General features: G+C 55.1%; 14 protein-coding genes. 3 read left to right on the top strand and 11 right to left on the bottom strand.

Going from position 1 to position 19722, the window contains the following annotated elements:
* Window positions 1–9 precede the first annotated feature (9 nt).
* The 8 genes from AC1RSM_RS13020 to hrpA all read right to left on the bottom strand — a co-directional run bounded on the left by AC1RSM_RS13020 (window position 10) and on the right by hrpA (window position 13368).
* The gene (locus AC1RSM_RS13020; protein ID WP_492932956.1) at window positions 10–1194 is read right to left on the bottom strand and encodes a glycosyltransferase; all 1185 of its coding nucleotides are present in this window, start codon (window positions 1192–1194) and stop codon (window positions 10–12) included.
* Between the two features lie 95 nt (window positions 1195–1289).
* Window positions 1290–2468 carry a glycosyltransferase family 4 protein gene (locus AC1RSM_RS13015; RefSeq protein ID WP_492932955.1) on the bottom strand — a complete coding sequence of 393 codons (1179 nt, stop codon included), beginning with the start codon at window positions 2466–2468 and terminating at the stop codon, window positions 1290–1292.
* A complete protein-coding gene (locus AC1RSM_RS13010) occupies window positions 2465–3181 on the bottom strand; it encodes a polysaccharide deacetylase family protein (RefSeq protein WP_492932954.1) in 717 nt (238 codons plus the stop codon). The genes AC1RSM_RS13015 and AC1RSM_RS13010 overlap by 4 nt, the downstream gene beginning before the upstream one ends.
* Before the next feature lie 33 nt (window positions 3182–3214).
* Window positions 3215–4021, bottom strand: coding sequence for a glycosyltransferase family 2 protein (locus AC1RSM_RS13005; protein ID WP_492932953.1), 807 nt, complete (start codon window positions 4019–4021; stop codon window positions 3215–3217).
* Window positions 3994–4836, bottom strand: coding sequence for a polysaccharide deacetylase family protein (locus AC1RSM_RS13000; RefSeq protein ID WP_492932952.1), 843 nt, complete (start codon window positions 4834–4836; stop codon window positions 3994–3996). Before AC1RSM_RS13000 ends, AC1RSM_RS13005 begins: the two co-directional genes overlap by 28 nt.
* Window positions 4833–5939 (bottom strand): glycosyltransferase family 4 protein, encoded by a 1107-nt coding sequence (locus tag AC1RSM_RS12995; RefSeq protein ID WP_492932951.1) that lies wholly within the window; start codon window positions 5937–5939, stop codon window positions 4833–4835. The genes AC1RSM_RS13000 and AC1RSM_RS12995 overlap by 4 nt, the downstream gene beginning before the upstream one ends.
* On the bottom strand, window positions 5936–9412 hold the full coding sequence (gene dnaE, locus AC1RSM_RS12990) for a DNA polymerase III subunit alpha (protein ID WP_492932950.1): 3477 nt from the start codon (window positions 9410–9412) through the stop codon (window positions 5936–5938). Before dnaE ends, AC1RSM_RS12995 begins: the two co-directional genes overlap by 4 nt.
* 164 nt (window positions 9413–9576) lie before the next feature.
* On the bottom strand, window positions 9577–13368 hold the full coding sequence (gene hrpA / locus AC1RSM_RS12985; RefSeq protein WP_492932949.1) for an ATP-dependent RNA helicase HrpA: 3792 nt from the start codon (window positions 13366–13368) through the stop codon (window positions 9577–9579).
* 72 nt (window positions 13369–13440) lie between these two features.
* Between hrpA and argA the strand changes: the two genes are divergently transcribed.
* The 3 genes from argA (at window position 13441) to AC1RSM_RS12970 (ending at window position 17709) form a co-directional block, all read left to right on the top strand.
* A complete protein-coding gene (gene argA, locus AC1RSM_RS12980; protein ID WP_492932948.1) occupies window positions 13441–14796 on the top strand; it encodes an amino-acid N-acetyltransferase in 1356 nt (451 codons plus the stop codon).
* 207 nt (window positions 14797–15003) lie between these two features.
* Window positions 15004–15276 (top strand): oxidative damage protection protein, encoded by a 273-nt coding sequence (locus tag AC1RSM_RS12975; RefSeq protein WP_492932947.1) that lies wholly within the window; start codon window positions 15004–15006, stop codon window positions 15274–15276.
* Window positions 15277–16422: 1146 nt separating this feature from the next.
* The gene (locus tag AC1RSM_RS12970) at window positions 16423–17709 is read left to right on the top strand and encodes an EAL domain-containing protein (protein WP_492932946.1); all 1287 of its coding nucleotides are present in this window, start codon (window positions 16423–16425) and stop codon (window positions 17707–17709) included.
* Between the two features lie 116 nt (window positions 17710–17825).
* On the opposite strand, the gene phoU is transcribed toward AC1RSM_RS12970, so the two are convergent.
* From phoU to AC1RSM_RS12955, 3 genes are all read right to left on the bottom strand, one after another.
* Window positions 17826–18554, bottom strand: a complete 729-nt coding sequence (gene phoU, locus AC1RSM_RS12965; protein ID WP_492932945.1) for a phosphate signaling complex protein PhoU — start codon at window positions 18552–18554, stop codon at window positions 17826–17828.
* An 87-nt stretch (window positions 18555–18641) separates the two neighbouring features.
* A complete protein-coding gene (rpiA, locus tag AC1RSM_RS12960) occupies window positions 18642–19325 on the bottom strand; it encodes a ribose-5-phosphate isomerase RpiA (protein WP_492932944.1) in 684 nt (227 codons plus the stop codon).
* Window positions 19326–19363: 38 nt separating this feature from the next.
* Entirely contained in the window at window positions 19364–19708 is a 345-nt protein-coding gene (locus AC1RSM_RS12955) for a Spx/MgsR family RNA polymerase-binding regulatory protein (RefSeq protein WP_492932984.1), read from the bottom strand.
* Between the last annotated feature and the right edge of the window lie 14 nt (window positions 19709–19722).

Genomic DNA, 19722 nt, shown 5'->3' with positions numbered 1-19722 from the left:
TTTAGGTCTTTACGACTGTGCGCGTGCCTTCAGATAAGCCTGATAGGTATCGAGCGAAAAACGTCGCATGTCAAAATTCTGTTCTGCGCGCATCCTAGCCCGTTCGCCGGCAGTTTTCAGGCAGTACTGCTGGCAGAGCATGGCGCGTAGATGATATTCAATCGCCGCCACGTCGCCGCAAGGCACGACCCAACCCTCTTCTTGGTTACTGATGCTTTCCGGCAGACCACCGGCATCTGAAATCAGCACAGGCAGACCTAGCGCCAAGGATTCGTAGCAGGCATACGAGGCTGACTCTTTGTAAGACAGCACAAAGCCCACATCACACGCAGCCAACACAGAGCGAACGTCTTTAACCAGGCCGGGGAAAATGACTTGCTTGCTGCAACCCAGGGCTCGCACCTGCTCACAAACGGCCGCGGCAGGTGGATCACCCGCCACCAGAATCCGGATACGCCGTTTGAGCTCAGGTTCAAGGCTGGCAACTGCCTGGACCAGCAGGAGCCAGCCTTTTTCCAGATCAGTCCCCCCGACCGAACCCAGCACCAAGGCGTCGTCCGGCAAGTCCGCTCCAAAAAGCTCACGACGGGCTGCCTGTTTCTCTTGAAGTGACACGGGACGGTAGTGGTCCAGATCCAGGCCGTGATAAATACGTTCGACGCGGCAGTGCCGGTAATCTGATTTCGCTAATTGCCCCGCCACGTAATCGCTGACAGCAATACACAGATTCGTCCCAAAGCGGGCACGCAAGCGGTTGCCCAAACTATGGAGACGATTGGTATTGTGTTTGGTCCAGATAATGACGGGGGGCTTGGCCAATGTCTTGCAGGCGATCATGACATGACGATGATCAGTGCTGCCATTGCAATGCACGATATCAAAGGCTTCTTGCTGCAGAAAACGGCGCAAGCGCCAGATCTCGCTCAAGGCTGTTCCGATACGAGCGGTATAAAGGCCGGGCAACACCCGCACACCCGCTAGCTGGGAGGCTTCACGATAGAGCCGTCCGCTTGCCGGCGCGGCCAAAGTGAACTCGCATTGACCGGCCAAGCCACGCAGCAGGCCCAAAATGTAAGTTACGTGTCCGCCACCGTTACCGTGGTGAATATCAGTGATCAGAACCTTCAAATCATGCTCCGCCAGCCGCCAGAAATGGGAGACGCTCAGGGCGAGCATCTGCCTGCGATAGGCCACAGAGTGTATCCGCTATTGCGTAAACTGAACAATAACTGAACAGAAATTTGAGCGTTTTACTATCAGTAAAAGAGAAAACAGCGCCGGAATCAGGCTCAAGCTTGGCGCCGTTGCAACACTTTCTGATAAAGGTCCTGATAGCGGCTGGCAACCGCAGGCCAGCTGAATTGAACCAGCAGCTCGCGCGAATTCTCCAACAGATTGCGCGTCAGTGCTGGGTCCTTGCTGATCTTGACGATGGCGTCAGCCAGTTCTTGGGCATCTTCTGGATGAGACAAGAGCAAAGCGTGATAGCCAGCTTGCACGTACTGAGCAAAGCCACACCAGGGGCTGGGGCTCAAAACGACTGGCAAGCCGTAAGACATGGCTTCCAAGGGTGCCATGCCAAAGCTGTCATTTAACGTGGGATGTACGTAAATATCCGCAGCGCGATAAAAGGGTTCAACATCAGAGGTCTCACCTTGCAAAATAACGCGGTCCTGCATATTCAGCGCCTGCAGCTGCTGGCGTATCTGGTCCCGCAACCCTGGCTTTCCGCCTACCACCAATAAGCGGTAATGCTCGGGTAGTTTGGCCAAAGCTTCCAGCACCGTATTCAAGCCTTTACGTAAAGGATTACGGGCGACCAACAGGCACACTACCTGCGTATCACTCAACCCCAAGGACTCACGCACTTTGGCGCGCTCTTCACCTTGATGATCGGCTTGTGGCAAGGCCACACCGGGAGCAATAACCGGATATTCATGCACATTGCCGTAGGCTTGCTGCAGTTGTTCAGCAATCAGGCCAGACACCGCAACCACCTCATGAGGGCCAGGACGCAAGCGTCGTTTTTCCAAGCCCAAATAACCCCATACACGCGGACTGATATACGAACCCAGTTTCTTGAGCAGCGGCAAAGGCCGCACGCGCCAATTGAAACGCACGGGAGTCACGTGCACGACTTCCACATCACCGCACCAGCCGTTCATGTGCGAATGCACAATGTCAAAGCCTTGAGCAGTGGCCTTAGCGGCCTGGCGGGCAAACAAAATGCCACGTATCCAGCCTGGCCAGTGTGACCAATGGCGGATAGGCACATAGGCCAGCTTCAAATCACAGCGAGTGTCGTACTCACGGGCAAAAACGGTAATTTCGTGCCTTTGGGACAGTTCACGCATCAACTCCACGCCATAAGCCTCGGCACCGCCAAAGCGGTTGCCGAAACGGTCGACGACAAAAGCAATACGCAAGCGCTGAGGGGATGTGGTGTCGTGGGGCTGGTCTGAACTCATGAGCGGGAAACCGTTCTGCGCTTGTCTTCCAGGCGTGTCACGCACTTTTGCAAGAAGCGCACAATATTGGTGGAACGCGCAACCGTGACGCGGGGCAGATCAAACAAATCATCGTCCGAACGAGCCAACCCCCGGTTTGTGGTGGTGGCATTCAGGTAACCTGCCTGACGTACCAAATCTCGAATCGCCTGATTTTGATCCCCATAGGGGTAGCAGAAGGCGTTGACTTCAACTTGCAGGGCGTCCTGCAGCTCGGTCTTGGACTGCGCGATTTGATAAAGGGCAATTTCGGAGGAGACATCCGTCAGGTGCACATGGTCCAGCGTGTGTGAACCCGCTTCGTGACCGGCATTGACCCAGGCTCGCAGTTCCGGCAGAGACATCAGCCCAGAATGCGGTACACCTTTAGGTTGGTCCCAGAAATTGGAGCCGTCCAGATGTCGGGCCACGATGTAATTGGTGGCGGTAAAGCCCAACTCATCAAGCACCGGCATGGCGTTTTGAAAAACATTGCGATAGCCGTCATCAAAGCTGATTCCAATCACCTTGCCCTGCTTTTCACCCCGCAAATACGGCATCAGCTGCGCCATCGACAAACCACGATAGCCCAAACGCTTCAGCCAGGTCATCTGGCGTCGGAAATCGGTGGGGTGCACGGTCAAACCGCGATACGGTGACCCTTTAGGAGCGGGCACCCCGATTTGGTGATACATAAGAATCGGAATCATAGGCGGCATTATAAGGGGCTAATCAGACTTCTGACGTGTGTAATACCAGAGCTTACTATATCGAAACAAGCTGCCCGAAGCCGCCATACACGCCAGAATGAAACCTTGTGGCCCGTCCAGAAACCCGCGTCTAACGACGTAGTGCCGCACGAAGGTCCAGCTGGCATGAGCAGCAATGCCCGGCAGGCTGGTGGTCTTGCCCTTGGCCTGCATTTGGCGCGCCGCATCAGTGGAATAACGGTTGATCTTGTCGATAAACACTTCAAGACTAGCGTAGGGGTAATGCAGGAAGTGGCCATCCAGAATCAGCACGGGCTGATCAGTCTGCACACTTTCATGCACTTTGGCGTCATTAAACCGGGCTGTTCCACGCTTGAACAAGCGTAAAACCAGATCCGGCCACCAGCCACTATGACGCATCCAACGCCCGGCAAACTCCGACAGGCGGGCCATCCGGAAAGCAGTACCACGAGGCTGCTGAATTTCTTGCTGAATTAATTGGGCTAATTCTGGTGTCAGCCGTTCATCAGCATCAATCGACAGCACCCAGTCACCGCTTGCTTGATCCAAAGCGCGGTTCTTTTGCGGCCCAAAGCCTGGCCAGTCCTGCGTGACGGTCACTTTCGCGCCCATTGACCGCGCAATTTCCACGGTGTCGTCAGTGCTGCCTGAATCCACGACGATGATCTCGTCTGCAAAAGCGACAGACTCAAGGCAGGCCCGTATATGAGCCTGCTCGTTTTTGGTAATCAAAATGACAGACAGACGTTTGCCCGAGCCGCTGGCCCCGCTATTGCCTACTTCTGTCTTTGCCGACGGCGCCATGCTTTCCACCTATTGAATATGGGACCTATCACCGGGTGTACCGCCACCTTAAGCCTGCGCCCTACCGATACACCAGTGGTATCGCGCACTGCAAAACGATAAATATGCAGTGGGTCCGTACCGGGCTGATTAGAGCCAAACGCGCGCGTCGTATACAGGTAACGGAAACCGGCTTGCTGAGCAATCTGCACGTAGTCCGGATCAAAGTAGCCCTGTGGCCAGCACAGTTGATCCGATACCGTCCCCATATTGGCTTTCAAGGTTTTACGGGACTGCTCCAGCTCCCAGCGCATTTTTTCGTTTTTCTGGTCGCGAAACTCGCCCAGATCCCAACGAGTATGCGTGTGTGTGTGGCTGTGGAACTCAAACACACCATCAGCCTGCATGGCGTGGATTTCACTCCAGCGCAAAATAACGTCGTCGCTGCGCCCTTGTTCAATTCGAGCTTCACACTCGCGATGCTCCGGGCACGCCGGCACATCCTGGCCTTGCCCCAGATACGGCCTGACAGGACCATCCTTAATCCAGTCAGTCACCAAGAAAATAACGGCGTTGAAACCGTATTTTTTCAGCAAGGGATAGGCATAGACCCAATTATCCAGATAGCCATCGTCAAAGGTAATCAGTACGGACTTGGGTGGGACGCCCTGTCCCTGCAAGTGCGCCACGAATTGCTCGCAGTTCAGACTTGTCCAGCCATGCTTCTTTAACCACTGCAAATGCTGCTCGAAATGCTCGGGACTGGCATTGATCATGCCCCCTTCAGGGGTGACATGGTGGTACATCATGACGGGCACCGTATTGGCCACTTTCATCCCTGAAGCTCCTTTAACCAACGGTAATAAGCGCCCTCCAGCCTATCGCCCATGGCAATGGGCGTAAAGCGCTCGTCGCTACGGCAAAAAACTCGTCCCGCGGCTCCCATTTCATGACGCAATTCCGGGCTCTGGATCAGTTCCTCCAACGCATCACGCCAGGCCTGCGGGTCCTGCAAATCAGCCAGAAAACCACTACGCCCTTCCTGCATCATTTCAGGCACACCCCCCACGCGGCTTCCTACAACAGGAATGCCCGCACTGCCAGCCTCCACAAAAACCGTTCCCGAGGCTTCCATATGCGTTGCCAGAGCGAAGATGTCCAGATTGCGCAGGATCGAGGGCACATCCGAACGCGTACCTAATAAATGAACTCGGCCTTGCAAGCCCTGCTCCGTGATCAAAGCCTGCAGTTGCTCGTAGCCGGGCGATCCGCCACCGGCCAGAACCAGATGTAAATCCGGGTAGCGGCCAAACAAGGGCTGCATGGCAGCGATCAGCTCATGGTGGCCTTTCTCGCGCCGCAGCACGGCAACACAGCCCACCAGCACACTATCGTTAGCCAAACCCAATTCCGCCCGCAAATCCAAAACAGACGCGGAATCAATCACAGCAGGGTCTACACAGGGATACACCACCTGCACATGCTCGGGTTTTACACCGCGTTCAATCATGTGCTCACGCACGTAGTCGCTGGGCGTAATCACCCGCTTGGGCACGATGGTGTAGGACATTAAAGAGCCCACTTTCTTAGCCAGGTGACGGGTACGCACAATCAATGGCGTTCCGGCCAGACGCCCGGCCATGCCAGCCAGCATGGTGTCGCGGCGGCTATGGCTGTTGAGCACATCAAACTGGCCCTGGCGCAATACCCGGCGTAACTGACGTACGCCACGCATATAGTTGGCCGGCCCGTCCATCAACAAAGTGTGAACCGTAAACCCTTCGTCGCGCAGCCGCTCGGTGAGCTGAGCATGGGGCTGGCACGCGGCCTCCACCTGATGCCCACGCTCACGCAAAATGCGCATGGCACGCAGAATGTAGTTTTCTTGACCGCCAAAGCTGGTAGCGGCTTCCGAGTGCAGAATGCGCAAAGGCCTCATCGGTAGCTGATCTCCACCTCGTGTGTGGCATCCCATTCTTCCAGCTGCTCCAGCAAGGAGTCCGCCAGGCGCACACGCCACTGCTGGCCCAACTGCACCACGCACTCATAGTCCGGACGCTGCAACTGAACTTCTACGGGAACACCACCTACTTCCTCGGCACGATACGGCGTCAGCAATGTCTGCAAGCGTTTGGCGTCCGCATTATTGTTCAACCCGATGCTCAAGCAGCTGGCACGGGCTTCACGAGCCAGTTGCAGATCAAAGATTGAATCAGCGTTGATACGCAGACCGCCGGTGTAATCGTCGTTACTGACCTTGCCCTGGATGATGACCAAATGATCTTCTTTCAGGCGCTGGCGATGCTCTTCAAACAACTCATTGAAGATCGCCACTTCCAGCTGGGCTGAGCCATCATCGAGCATGGCGTACAGCATCTTGCCACGACGCGTCATGCGCACCCGTACCGCAGACAGCACCCCCGCAAACCACTGCGGACTGCGCGAGGCTTCCAGACGCGCCAGCGGCGTAGGAGCAAAGCGACGCACTTCATCGCGCCAGGCATCAAACAAGTGGCCGCTGAAATAAAACCCCAGCGCTGTTTTTTCCTGACGCAAACGATCCTGCAGACTCCAAGGCGCTACCTTAGCGACCTCGCCTTCCACAATATCGTTAGAGTCGTCTGCAAATAAAGAACACTGATTCGCACTGCGCTCAGCCTGATCGGCCGCCTCAGTGGCAGCAGCGATACTGGCCAACAGGGCTGCACGGTTCTCGTCGATGGAATCAAACGCTCCCGCACGCACCAGGGCTTCGATCGTGCGCTTATTCACCTGATGACGATCCACACGGCGGCAGAAATCAAACAAGCTGGTATAACGACCACCTTCTTTGCGGGCCTGCACAATGGCCTCGACCGCAGCCTGACCCGTGCCTTTCACCGCCCCCAAGCCAAAGCGCATGGTGCGCGGTGGCAAACCTTTTTCGGTGTAGCTGTCCTGCACAGGCTCAAAGCGATAGTTGGACGCATTGATATCGGGTGGCAAGACCTCCACCCCATTGGCCAGCGCGTCTTTCCAGAAAATCTGTACCTTGTCGGTATCGTCCATATCGGACAGCAAGGTCGCGGCCAGGAACTCGGCGGGGTGGTGTGCTTTCAACCAGGCCGTTTGATACGCAATCAGAGCATAAGCGGCCGAGTGACTCTTGTTAAAGCCGTAACCTGCGAATTTCTCCATCAAGTCAAACAGCTTGACCGCCAACTCCGGATCGTGCCCTTTCTTGACCGCCCCTTCCTCGAACAGGACACGGTGCTTGGCCATTTCCTCGGGTTTTTTCTTACCCATTGCCCGACGCAGCAAGTCAGCGCCACCCAGCGAGTAGCCACCGATAATCTGCGAGATCAGCATCACCTGTTCCTGATAGACGATGACCCCGTAGGTACTGCTGAGCGTGCTTTCCAAATCCGGGTGGAAGTAGTCAACTTCGGCTCTACCGTGCTTACGGTTCACGAAGTCCACCACCATGCCCGATTCCAGCGGCCCCGGGCGATACAGGGCCAGCATAGCGATAATGTCTTCAAAGGTAGACGGACGCAGGCTGCGCAGCAGCTCCTTCATCCCACGCGATTCCAGCTGGAACACCGCAGTGGTATTTCCTTCGCACAAAATTTTGTAGGAAGCCTCGTCATCCAGAGGCAAAGCCATGATGTCGAAGTCGCGCTTGTCCGCATTGAACTGGCGCACGTAACGCACGGCCCAGTCCAGAATCGTCAAGTTACGCAGGCCCAGAAAGTCAAACTTGACCAGGCCTGCAGCCTCCACGTCATCCTTGTCATACTGGGACACGGCGTTGGCATCCGGGCCAGGCTGTGCGTACAGGGGGCAAAAATCAATCAACTTGCCGGGGGCAATCAAGACGCCCCCGGCGTGCATCCCTACGCTGCGGGTCAAGCCTTCTAGCGGACGCGCCAGGTCAATCAGCGCTTTTACTTCCTCGTCGTTCTCATAACGCTCGCGAAACGCGGGCTCATCAGCCAGCGCACGCTCCAGCGTCCAGGGGTCGGCGGGGTTAAAAGGAATCAGCTTGGACAAGCCATCGCACAAGCTATACGGCAACTCCAGGACGCGACCCACGTCGCGCACGACGGCCTTTGCGCCCAAGGTGCCAAAAGTGGCAATTTGGCTCACGGCCTGACGGCCATACTTTTGTTTGACGTAATCAATAACGCGTTCGCGGTTATCCTGGCAAAAGTCCACGTCAAAGTCAGGCATGGAAACCCGCTCGGGGTTCAGGAAACGTTCGAACAGCAAGTCATAACGCAAGGGGTCCAGATCGGTAATGCCCATGCTGTAGGCCACCAAAGAGCCCGCACCCGAGCCCCGGCCCGGCCCTACCGGCACGCCGTTGTGCTTACCCCAGTTGATAAAGTCCGCCACGATCAGGAAGTAGCCGGGAAAACCCATGGAAATAATGGTGTTGCACTCCCAGGCCAGACGCTCCTCGTAGGTGGGGCGCTGCTTTTCACGCTCTTCCGGATCGGCATACAACTGCAACAAACGCTTTTCAAGTCCTTCCTGGGCTTGCTGGATCAGGAAGTCGCCCAGCGACATGCCTTCAGGGGTGGGGAAGTCCGGCAAATACGGCGTACCCAGTTCCATTTCCAGGTTGCAACGCTTGGCAATTTCCAGCGTATTGGCCAGGGCTGCAGGTACATCTGCGAAACGTTGCTGCATATCGTCCGAGCTCAGGAAATACTGCTCGGGCGTAAAGCGCTTAGTACGTTTGGGATTGGCCAGCTGTTCGCCGTCCGCAATACACACACGCACTTCATGAGCGCGAAAATCATCTGGGGAAATAAACTGGATCGGATGCGTTGCCACCACAGGCAAATCCAGATCAGCGGCCACGCGCATGGCAGCCTGCACATAAAGTTCATCCCCGTCCGCACCGGCGCGTTGCAGTTCAACGTAGAACGCACCGGGAAACAAATCTTGCCAATGGCGCGCGCAGTCTCGCGCCAAATCCAGGTTGCCGTCGGCCAAGGCTTGGCCTATATCACCCATGCGGCCACCCGACAAGGCGATCAAACCGCTGCACTCTTTCAACCAGGCGCGTTGTACCTCGGCCCGTCCCTTGTATTGGTTGCCCAACCAGGCACGGGTCAAAATGTCGCACAGGCTTAAATAACCCGCCTCGTTTTGCACCAGCAAAAGCAAGCGCGACGGTTTTTCACGATCTTCCTCGTTCTGCAGCCAGATGTCGCAACCCATAATGGCTTTCAACCCGGCTTTACGGGCCGCAGTATAGAACTTGATCTGTCCGAACAAGTTGCACAGATCCGTCAAAGCCAGCGCAGGCTGTCCATAGGCCTGTGCTTTTTTGATCATTTCGGGAATACGGGCGATACCGTCCACCACGGAGAACTCCGAGTGGGATCGCAAATGGACAAAGGAAGGGGTGATTTCGCTCATGATGGAATTGTACTTAAGCCAATGGACATTGGTGACCCTGGAATGGCGCTCTGACTGAATAAGACGCTGCAAAGTATTGCAAGCCAGCCAAGCCCAAACCTTAAGGTCTGCATGGGCGCACTAAAAGCCCGACGCCCCCACACAGACCCAGAACTGATGAAACCCTAGCGCTGCAGCGCAGCCCAGGCTTTCTCCAGACGTTTGACCGATACCGGCATAGGCGTGCGTAACTCCTGTGCAAACAAGGACACACGCAGCTCCTCCAGCATCCAGCGAAAATCGCGCAAGCCGCGATCCGTCGCCCCTTTCAGGGCGGCCACTGCACGTTGGTACTTGCTCAGCAACACCGACATATCTTGCATCAAGCGCTGGTCACGCGCAGGATCAGCGCGTAATTTATCCACGCGTATCTGCACCGCCTTCAAGTAACGGGGCATATGTGCCAATTGCGCGTATTCGTTACTTTCCAAGAACATCGTTGGCATCAAGGTATTCAATTGCTGCTGAATATCCTTCAAGGCGTCAGGATGGGCTTTGATCTGCACCAGTTTTTTCTGGGCCCCACTCCACTCTGTCAGAATCTGCCCCGCCAGACGGGCGACCTCTTGTGCCACCAAGCCCAGACGGCTGCGGCCTTCGTGGGCCCGCGCATCAAATTCAGCCTGGTTTTTGGGCCAAGGGTCCATCATGCACGACTGCTCCAGAGCCACATCAATAATCTGATCGCGCAATTGCTCCTGCGTACCCAGACTGATATACAGCATGCTGATACGGGTCAGATCCGTGATGTTCTTTTCCAGGAAACGCACTTGCTCACGCAAGGCCAGACGGAACAAGCGACGCAAACCTTGTCGATGTTGGCGCTGGGCCTGGGCCGGGTCATCAAACACGTCCAGATCGCAGTGCGTTTTTTTGTCGATCAAAGCCGGGTAGCCAATAAAGCTGCGCCCCTTGCGCTTGATCTCCATAAGCTCTGGCAACTCGCCAAAGCTCCAGCTGGTCAGTTGCTCGTGGTCCAGCACCTGCGCCACCTGTTCGTCACCGGCAGCCATTTGCTGGAAAGAAGCCTGAGCCTGACGACCATGTTCCGCCTTGAGCTGATCCAGATTGCGCCCGCCCGATAACATGCGGCCGTGCTCATCAATCACCCGGAAATTCATGAACAGGTGAGTCGCCAAGGTTTCTGGCTTGAAATCATTACGCTGAGGGCGCTGCTTGACGTGTTCCCACATATCTTGAGAAATCGCATCCAGCAGGCTCATGCCCGGATCAGCGGCTTTCTCGAACCAGCGTTGATGAAAGGCGGCTGCGTAATCGGGTAGAGGCACACAGTGGCGACGAATACGCTGCGGCAACGATTTCAGCAAGGCCAGTACTTTTTCCTTGAGCATGCCCGGCACCAACCATTCACAGCGAGCCGCTTCAATCTGGTTCAAGGCGAACAAGGGCACGCTCAGCGTGACACCATCCCGCACCGAACCGGGCTCAAAGTGATAATCCAGCGCCATCTTTACGCCCTGCCATTCCACAGAGCGCGGGAATACCTCGGTTGTGATGCCTGCCGCGTCGTGCTGCATCAGCTCGTCACGGTTCAGTTCCAGCCCTTTAGCCTCTTCCTTGGACAGGCCCTTAAACCATTTCTCCAAGGTAGCCGTCTGATAGACATCCTGGGGGATGCGTTGTTCGTAGAAAGCATAGATCAGCTCCTCGTCCACCAAAATATCGGGACGACGGGACTGATGCTCCAAACGCTCTACCGCTTGAATCTGCTGACGGTTATGACGCAAGAAAGGCAGATTGGAATCAATTTCGCCCGGCACCAGCGCCTGTCGCAAAAACAGCTCGCGGGCTTGAACCGGGTCAATACGTCCAAAATGAATGCGACGTCCGCTGTAAATCAGCAACCCGTACAGGGTGGCACGCTCATTAGCGACCACCTGACCTGCCTTTTTCTCCCAGCGCGGGTCTCCCCAGGTTTTACGCAGCAAGTGCGCCCCGACTTTTTCGATCCACAGAGGCTCGATACGGGCAACACAGCGCGCAAACAGGCGCGTAGTTTCCATCAACTCGCCTGCCAAGATCCAACGGCCTGCTTTTTTTACCAGCTTTGAGCCGGGGTGGATCACAAAACGCAGTTCACGCGTACCTTGGTACACGCCGGTTTCTTCGCTCTTGTAGCCAATATTGCCGATCAACCCCGTCAACAAGGCCAGATGGACCTGTTCGTAAGTGGCCGCCGAGGGGTTCGCCACCCAGCGCTGCTCCTGCACCAGACTACGCAATTGGGTGTATACATCTCGCCACTCCCGAATACGCAGTGGGGAAAGCAAAGCTTGTTTGACACTATTGGCGAACTTGCGCTGCGAACTTTGTTCCTGCGTCAGCTCTTCCAGCCAGTTCCACAGCTTCACGTAGGACAGGAACTCGGACTTGTCATCATTAAAACGAGCATGGGCCTGATTGGCGACCTCGCGCTCATGCACAGGACGATCTCGCGGGTCCTGTACCGACATGGCCGAGGCAATAATCAGCATTTCCGTCAAACAATGGTGTTCATTGCCGGCCAGAATCATCCGGGCGACTCGCGGGTCCACGGGCAGCTTCGCCAGGGAGCGGCCCACTTTGGTCAGCCGCTGCTGTTCATCCAGCGCCCCCAGTTCCTGCAAAATTTGATAGCCGTCGGCGATTGCACGCCCGGTGGGCGGCTCCACGAAGGGGAAAGTTTCCACATCCTCCAGATGCAGCGCCTTCATGCGCAAAATCACCGAGGCCAAGGAGGAGCGCAGAATCTCCGGATCGGTAAAAGGAGGACGGCTTTTGAAGTCCTGCTCGTCATACAGACGAATACAGATACCGGGCCCAATACGACCGCAACGCCCTGCCCGCTGACTGGCCGAAGCCTGGCTAATGGCCTCAATACGCAGCTGTTCAACCTTGTTGCGCCAGGAGTAACGCTTGATACGCGCCAAACCACTGTCAACCACAAAGCGAATACCCGGCACCGTCAGGGAGGTTTCGGCCACGTTGGTCGCCAGCACGACACGCCGGGCATTACCCTTGGGCCGGAAAATACGTTCCTGATCAGCCTGCGACAAACGTGCAAACAAGGGCAGGATCACCGTATTGATGGGTTTTTCTTTTTCCAGCGCTTCCGTCGCTTCCCGAATTTCGCGCTCACCGGGCAGGAAGACCAGAATATCGCCCATGCCATGACGCGCGCACTCTTGCACGGCATCCACAATGCCCTGCATCAAATCGCGCTCTTCTTCCGAAGCGGAGCGCCGGTCTTCGGTATCGACCAAGGACGGGTCCTGAATCGGGCGATACACAATATCAACGGGGTACAGCCGGCCGGAGACCTCGATCACCGGCGCATTCTTGCCTTTGTGAGCAAAGTGCTGCGAGAAGCGATCGGCATCAATCGTGGCCGAGGTAATAATCAGCTTCAAGTCCGGACGTCGCGGCAGCAACTGCTTTAAAAAGCCCAGCAAGAAGTCGATGTTCAGGCTGCGTTCGTGCGCCTCGTCAATGATGATGGTGTCATAGCGGCTCAATAAAGGGTCGCGCTGCGATTCGGCCAGCAAGATACCGTCCGTCATCAATTTGATGGCCGAACGTGGTCCTGTCTTATCATTGAAACGGATTTGGTAGCCTACCCAGTCACCGATCTCCGATTGCAGCTCCTGCGCAATCCGTTTGGCAACCGAGGTAGCAGCCAGACGACGGGGTTGCGTGTGGCCAATAATCTTGCCCTGCAGCCCGCGCCCCAGCTCCAGACAGATCTTCGGCAACTGTGTCGTTTTGCCCGAGCCCGTCTCACCGCACACAATGACCACCTGATGGTCTTTGATCGCTTGGGCAATTTCGGCCCGGCGAGCGCTGACAGGCAGGTCATCAGGATAAGAAATTGTTGGTAAAGAGTGTGGGTTTTCAGTCAATTCGTCGGACTCGTGCATGAAAGGTAGTTTCTGGTACAGACATCATTATAATTTTGGCTTCAAGCCATTTGGACGCAAAGATCCCCCGCAATGAACACAGACACCCCCGACTCGTACAACGCCATCGAAGCACCCGACGAACTCCAAGCACAATTTGTGCGATGGTTCAGGGAGGTGGCGCCTTATGTACACGACTTTCGTGGCAAGACGTTCGTGGTGGCCTTTGGGGGAGAGCTCATCAATGACGGGCTGCTCAATACCCTGATCCCGGACTTGTCGCTGCTGTCGGCTCTGGGCATCAAGCTGGTGCTGGTGCACGGTTCACGTCCCCAGGTCAATGAGCAACTGCGCCTGAAAGGCGAAACCACGCAATTTGGCCGTGGTACGGAACCGACCAGTGCCGTCGCTCTGGAATGCGCCAAGGAAGCCGCCGGTGAAATCCGCCTGGATATTGAAGCCGCCTTCAGCCAGGGTTTGCCCAACACTCCCATGTCGCACGCCCAGATTCGCATTATTTCGGGCAACTTTGTGACCGCGCGTCCGGTGGGCGTTATTGACGGCCTGGACTTCAAGCATTCTGGCGCTGTGCGCAAGCTGGACGTGGACGCCATGCGTCTGATCATGAGCCAAGGAGCGCTTATTCTACTCTCCCCATTGGGTTTTTCTCCAACTGGCGAGGCGTTTACCCTGGACATGGAAGATCTGGCCACCAGCACGGCGATTGCCCTGCGTGCCGAAAAACTGATTTTCCTGACGCCAGAACATATTGGTCACTCCAATAATCTGGATATTGACTCGGAACTGGCCCGTGCCGATGCGGACTCCCTGCTGGCTTCGGGCAAGCTGGACGAGGACTGCTCCACCTTCTTGCGCTATGCCTCGCAGGCCGTCAAACGCGGTATTGCCCGTGCGCACCTGGTGCCCTACAAGCAAGACGGCAGCATCCTGCTGGAAATCTTCACCCACGACGGGGTCGGCACCATGGTGGTGGAAGACACGCTGGACGACCTGCGCCCCGCGAATCTGGATGATGTGGGGGCGATTGTGCAGTTGATCGAACCCCTGGAAATAGACGGCACGCTGGTTCCACGCGGGCGCTCGGTGATCGAGCGCGAAGTAGAACGCTTTACCGTGCTGGAGCACGACGGGATCATTTACGGCTGTGTTGCCCTGATTCCTTACGAAGAAGACAGCATGGCCGAAATGGCCTGTCTGATCGTGCATCCTGAATGGCAAGGTTCGGGCGAAGGCGAAATCTTGCTGCGTCACGCCGAAGCCAAAGCCCGCGCTGCCGGCTTCAAACGCCTATTTGTGCTGACCACACGCACCTCGCACTGGTTCATCAAGCGCGGGTTTGTGCAAGGCGGCGTGTCTGACCTGCCTAAAGGCAAGCAGTCGCACTACAACCGCTCACGCAACAGCATGGTCTTCATCAAAAAGCTCTGAGCCTGAGTGCTGACGTTCCAGCACCCCAAGAGTCCTCAATAAGAACAGCAAGGTGCTGACTACTCATCACCTTGCTGTCCCCCACCCCAGGCATGATGGGCGGCACAATTTCAGCGCAAGCTGCAAGCGGCTCTCCAGCCGGTTTGACGCCCCTCATGCCCTCAGTACAATACGCCCATTCAAGCATTTGATTAGAAAGGAAAGCATATGGCACGCATGATTCACTGTGTGAAGCTGAAACAGGAAGCCGAGGGCCTGGAATTTCCACCCTACCCTGGCGATCTGGGCACCAAAATCTGGCGCTCGATTTCCAAGCAAGCCTGGGCAAACTGGATGGAGGTGCAAACCCGTCTGGTCAACGAAAACCGCCTGAACCTGGCTGATGCCCGCGCCCGCAGCTATTTGAAAGAACAGATGGAGCAGTATCTGTTTGAAGACAAGGATGTGGAAGCCGACGGTTTCCGAGCGCCTGACGCTTAAGATCTAGCGGAATACGGATAGAAAAACCCCTGAGCATGACTGACATGCTCAGGGGTTTATTTATTTGATGCGGTGCAATGTCGACGAAGGTCGGCCGCTTGCAGCCAAATCCAATTAATCCAAAATCAGATAAATATACGGTCGTGAAATTTATCCATGCCCTAAGTATCAAATCACTATCAAAACAGATCGACATTCAAACAAGAAAGAACATAGGTTTAATTGCTAGGCTACTCGATAAACAGCTATAGATCGAACCTTTATCTAAACAACCATGGTGTCTGTAATATCGCTTAAATCCGTGAAGCGTTCACATGACCAGAGCAAACACAATTCAGCACTGAAGTTTCACAGCATAACTTTCAGCTAACACGTTAAAACCCTTTAATTTAAACAGTCTAGTTGCCACTAATTTTCAGCCCCCCTCCCGCGCCTTGCATTTCGAGTCGACAACAAGCAATCCAGGCTCGTAGCTGCAGCTTCTCTAGGTCAAAGAAAATCAAGCGTGCTTAAACTGACACTTTCACAGTGTCATTTTTTAAGACTGCAGCAAGCAGACACTTGATTTTTTTCGATATCTACTTCTCTTTCAATAGCACTTCACTTGAAATCCGCATTGACGGCTTTTTCAATTCCAGACCAACAGATCTAGTACATAGCAAACAGATCAGGTCACAAGAAATCCATTGCAAAAAAAACACAGGCGATCACCTTATCAAGACGACATAGATCCATGAAAAGGTTTTTCATCATTCACATCAAAACAGTCTTTCAAAAACCTTTAAAAACAAACAATTATCCGCGCCATACAAAGACCTCCCGAAGTTCAAAGCTCGGTTTATTCCACATCTTCCGTAGCCTAAGCACACACAAACCGTAAAAAACCGCAACGTAGCGCAACAATTTTGGCTCCGAATGGTCAATAATCAAATGAAATGGACTATTTTCACGCTTATTCCCGCTTCTAAGGCACAGAATCACGGGTGGCCTTGATGCACTCGTGGGGTGCGCGTAGGCAAGCTTAGCTCTCTGAAGCTAAACGGGTTCTCCATCCCTTGCCCCTATCTGAGCAGCCAGGCATGTGTGTATAGCCGTGCTTTTATACTGCGCAGCCGCTTACCGCTTTACCCACAGGAATAGAAGTTCATGAGCCGCTTAGAATTACCCGTGATTGATCAAAGCTCCACCCATTTGCGCCTGTGGCTGGTCAATCTCAGCTATATGCAAGCTTTGTATGGCACGCAGTTCCATGCTTTTGTTTTGGATACCGTGCAGCAAAGACTTCTGGATTGCGGCCTGAGAGCGGACGAGGTTTTTATTGAAGGCGATTTTGTGTTGATTGCCATCAAGCAGTTAGGCAAGCAAGTCCGGTTTCAGCGTGCCCACCCCACCGCCTTGGCTCAATTGCTGGGTGCTGCTCTGGAGTGTGACCCCATCACCCACGCGGACACGCGTATTTATTTGCATACGCAGGTGGCCTATCACTTTGACAGCCGCCAGTACGATACGGATCTGTTGCACGCCCCCGCCCCCAATCCCTGCTCTCACAACCATCCTGCGACCTTGGCGGCCTGGCACAGGGTGTGGGCCAAGACGTACCGGGACGACATGACACTGGCAGTACAAATGCTGGATGATCTGCAAGCCGGTAGCTTGGCCTTGGCTTTCCAGCCTGTCTACCATCTGAGTGACAAGCACAAGAACAAATATTTTTATGAAGAAGTGCTGATCCGGCATCAAGGGCAGGCGGGTTATAACTTGCCGGAAGCGATTGCTGCCATGGAGCGGCTGGGCCTGATCTCCCGTCTGGATCGCAGTGTGCTCAAAAGTGTGGTTGAGCTGCTGAGCGCCAGGCCCGCCCTGTGCCTGGGCGCCAATTTGTCTGCCGGGTCGTTGCAAGACGATTTGTGGTGGCAAGATCTGTTCAGCTTTCTGGATAGCCGCCCCGATGTTGCGCAGCGACTCATTCTGGAAGTGACGGAAACAGGCACGATCGCCCACAAACCTACTGCCCTGCGCTTAATCGCTCAACTGCAAAATTTAGGGGTGCGGATTGCCTTGGATGACACCGGCTCTGGTAATAGCACCTTGGCCTTTCTAGTCCAAACCCATGCCGACATCATCAAAATTGATCGCTCTATTTTGTTGCGGGCGCGTACTCCCGGGCAGCCCGCCCATTTACTGCGTAATCTGGTTAATGTTTGTGCGGACTACAGTCCGTATGTGGTTATCGAGGGCGTGGAAGATGAGGCTGACCTGGAGTTTGTGCGCCAAGCCGGTGCACATGGCGTACAGGGCTTCTTGCTGGCTTTGCCGTCTATAAACCCGCCTTGGCTGGAGGCCCCTGCCCTGATTACGGTTCAGGACGCGGTGTACGCCCGCACACAGTTCTACCCTGGCCAACCTATGGCGGATTATGGCCTTAGGTTCTAAACCCGCAATCGCCGCGCTATCGCTAAAGACAATCTCTTTTCTCCGCCCCAAAAGTATTCAAGCCCTGCATGGCAACATGCAAGGCTTGAAAAGCAAACGGAAGGCCCGGATCAGAATCAGACTTTGTCTTCTGGCTCTGGCAAAGGCTCACCGCGTGCAGTACGTTCGGTGTTTTTGACACCGGTGTGACGTACGTCGTCGCCACGAACCATATAGATCACGCGTTCAGCCATGTTCTTGGCATGATCACCAATGCGCTCCAGCGCACGGGCGATAAAGATCAGGTCAATAGAGTGCGAAATGGTGCGTGGGTCTTCAATCATGTAAGTGATGATGTGACGCAGCGAACCCTTCCATTCACGATCCACTTCCTTGTCACTGCGCACAATTTGTGCCGCGTGCACGGCATCCTGGCGCGCAAACGCGTCCAGCACATCGTGAATCATGCCAGCCACTGAGGAACTCATGTGACGCAACTCCACGACGGGCTCGTAACCGGCAGTGCCTTCGTGCAAACGACGTGCCATCTTGGCAATGCGTTCAGCCTCGTCACCACAGCGCTCCATATCGGTCAGCATTTTGGAGATGGACAAAAGCAAGCGCAAATCAATGGCGGTCGGTTGATTGCGGGCGATCAGATTGGTGATGCGCTCGTCAATTTCAACTTCCAGACGGTTGATTTCTTTTTCACGCTCGCGAACCTGATCGACCAGCGACATATCCCCTGTTTGCAGGGCTTCGGTCGCACTCCGGACCATAGATTCAACGATGCCCCCCATCTGCAAAAACAGCGAACGGGTGGCCTCCAGATCGGAGTGAAACTGCTTATTGGTATGTTCGTTCATAGTGGCCTTCTGTAACAGCAAAATGGCTCGCGCCAGCGCTTAATCCCCAGATAGATTAAGCACCGATTATGACAGAGACATTAAAATTCAGAAACCGGCACCCGACAGAGTACGAACACCCTGTTGACCGGCGATCAAAGCCACACTGGCCGGGGCAATAGCGAACAATCCACAACACACCACACCGGGCATATTGTTGATCTGCGCTTCCAAGGCGGCCGGGTCTGCAATCGACAAACCGGACACGTCCAGAATCAGGCCACCGTTATCGGTCACAAAGCCCTCGCGCTCAACGGGCTTGCCGCCTAACTCGCGCAACTGACGCGCCACGGCATTCTTGGCCATGGGGATCACTTCTACTGGCAGGGGAAAGGCACCCAGACGTTCCACCAGCTTGGTTTCATCCACAATGCACAGGAATTTGTCCGACACCGAAGCCACAATTTTTTCGCGGGTCAGTGCACCACCACCACCTTTGGTCATGTTTAAAGCGGCATCGATTTCATCAGCACCGTCCACATACCAGTCCATGCGTTCGATGGTGTTCAGGTCTTGCACTTCAATACCCAGGCTTTGCAGGCGGGCGGTCGAGCGCTCGGAGCTGGAGGCGGCTGCTTTGAAGGCGTGCTTGTGAGCCGCCAGAGCGTCAATAAACAGGTCAACGGTGGAGCCTGTACCCACACCCAAAATGGAATCAGGGGTCAGGAAAGGAAGGACGTAGTCAACAGCGGCCTGAGCCACCTGTTGTTTAAGTTCGGACTGTGAGTACATGGTAGCTATAAAAAACGGGGGGTTTAGCCCCCCTTGGTTTATTTAAGAAAACGGGCTGCAAACTTGCCGTCATTGAACCCCACGCTGGCCTCGCCCTCGGGCGTAATCAGCAAGGGGCGTCGGACCAAGGCGGGAAATTCAGCAATCAAGGTCAGCCACTGAGCATCGTCCTGCGGTTCTTTACGTTCTGCAGGTAACTGACGCCAGGTCATAGAAGCACGGTTGACCAGCTTGGGCCAGCCGCCCAGCTCCTGCGCCCACTGATGCAAGCGAGAAGGCTCCAGGGGGTGTTCGCGGTAGTCAACAAAGGTCAGCGGCAAGCCGTTCTGTTCAAACCAGGCGACCGCTTTCTGGCAAGTGCTACAGTTTTTCAGACCATACATGGTGAACACAGCAA

This window comes from Alcaligenes sp. GW821-FHT11D07 (assembly GCF_058808495.1).
The sequence above is the reverse complement of the archived record's forward strand: the minus strand, read 5'-3'. Positions and strand labels throughout refer to the sequence as shown.

Coding starts and splice junctions, on each gene's coding strand:
- AC1RSM_RS13015 (WP_492932955.1), bottom strand. CDS start 2,468: ATGAGTTCAGACCAGCCCCACGACACCACATCCCCTCAGCGCTTGCGT.
- AC1RSM_RS13010 (WP_492932954.1), bottom strand. CDS start 3,181: ATGTATCACCAAATCGGGGTGCCCGCTCCTAAAGGGTCACCGTATCGC.
- AC1RSM_RS13005 (WP_492932953.1), bottom strand. CDS start 4,021: ATGGCGCCGTCGGCAAAGACAGAAGTAGGCAATAGCGGGGCCAGCGGC.
- AC1RSM_RS13000 (WP_492932952.1), bottom strand. CDS start 4,836: ATGAAAGTGGCCAATACGGTGCCCGTCATGATGTACCACCATGTCACC.
- AC1RSM_RS12995 (WP_492932951.1), bottom strand. CDS start 5,939: ATGAGGCCTTTGCGCATTCTGCACTCGGAAGCCGCTACCAGCTTTGGC.
- dnaE (WP_492932950.1), bottom strand. CDS start 9,412: ATGAGCGAAATCACCCCTTCCTTTGTCCATTTGCGATCCCACTCGGAG.
- hrpA (WP_492932949.1), bottom strand. CDS start 13,368: ATGCACGAGTCCGACGAATTGACTGAAAACCCACACTCTTTACCAACA.
- argA (WP_492932948.1), top strand. CDS start 13,441: ATGAACACAGACACCCCCGACTCGTACAACGCCATCGAAGCACCCGAC.
- AC1RSM_RS12975 (WP_492932947.1), top strand. CDS start 15,004: ATGGCACGCATGATTCACTGTGTGAAGCTGAAACAGGAAGCCGAGGGC.
- AC1RSM_RS12970 (WP_492932946.1), top strand. CDS start 16,423: ATGAGCCGCTTAGAATTACCCGTGATTGATCAAAGCTCCACCCATTTG.
- phoU (WP_492932945.1), bottom strand. CDS start 18,554: ATGAACGAACATACCAATAAGCAGTTTCACTCCGATCTGGAGGCCACC.
- rpiA (WP_492932944.1), bottom strand. CDS start 19,325: ATGTACTCACAGTCCGAACTTAAACAACAGGTGGCTCAGGCCGCTGTT.
- AC1RSM_RS12955 (WP_492932984.1), bottom strand. CDS start 19,708: ATGTATGGTCTGAAAAACTGTAGCACTTGCCAGAAAGCGGTCGCCTGG.